This is a genomic window from Corynebacterium sp. AOP12-C2-36 (assembly GCF_052379185.1).
Lineage (GTDB): Bacteria > Actinomycetota > Actinomycetes > Mycobacteriales > Mycobacteriaceae > Corynebacterium.
This window is the reverse complement of the sequence record NZ_JBQSYJ010000071.1, coordinates 1-849: the sequence shown is the minus strand read 5'-3', so window position 1 is coordinate 849 and position 849 is coordinate 1. Positions and strand designations below refer to the sequence as shown.

At 71.4% G+C, this 849-nt stretch carries 1 protein-coding gene; it reads right to left on the bottom strand.

Features of this window, described 5'->3' with window-relative positions; genetic code table 11:
- A partial coding sequence (locus ACT3UN_RS16500) for an LCP family protein (protein ID WP_444657666.1) occupies window positions 1-827 on the bottom strand: 827 nt, incomplete at its 3' end.
- Window positions 828-849 lie beyond the last annotated feature (22 nt).

The window sequence follows — 849 nt, the reverse complement described above, 5'->3', positions numbered from 1 at the left end:
CCGACCTCGGCGTAGTGGTCGACCTCGATGCCGGTCACGTCGGCGACGGTCCCGATGAGAGCCTCGCGGCCCGCGTGGGAGGACTCGTTCTCGATCTTCTGCTCGTCGGGGGTCTCGCCGGCCGCGGCGGCCTCGTCCTGGAGTTCCTGGGTCTTGTAGTACTTCGTCTGTCCGTAGATCGCGTTGATCTTCTGGTTGCCGAGCTCCTCGCCGCCGTCGACGTAGGTGTCGCGCGGCAGGGACACGGCGGTGGCGGAGGATCCGTCGTCCGGCACGCGGATGAGGATGATGGTGTCGGTACTGGTCGTCGCCTCCTCGCCGGCGCGCAGCATGTCGATCTGCTCCTGGGTCAGGGGCTCGCCGCGGGCGTTGGTGCGCGAGTCGATGCCGACCAGCAGGATGTCCGTGGCGCCGTCGGACTGGCTGCCCAGCCCGAGGCCGCCGGCCTGGCTGATGTCGCTGCCGAGGCTGCCGAAGGAGGCGTAGGCGTAGCTGCCGCCAGCGAGCATGATCGCCGACAGTAGGGCGAGAACCACCTTGACCGGTGTCGAACCGAGCTGGCGGTGCCCGGCCGCGGCCGTGCCGGTGGCGGCACCGGCGACGGTGCGCGAGGAGCGTCCTGCATTGGTGCCCTCGGTCTGCCTGCCGTTGGAGGGCCGGCTGTGACGGGCCCGCCGCGGCTGGCCGTCCGGCCCGGTCTGGCTGGACTGTCCGGTCTGACGGGGCCTCTCGGCCCGTGGGGCCACCTCGTCGCGGCGGTGGTGCCGACCGCCGTGACGGGGGGCGTCTCCACGGTCGTTGCGCGGAGACCTGTCAGCGTCGCTCATTCCAGACCTTTCGGCGGGGTTC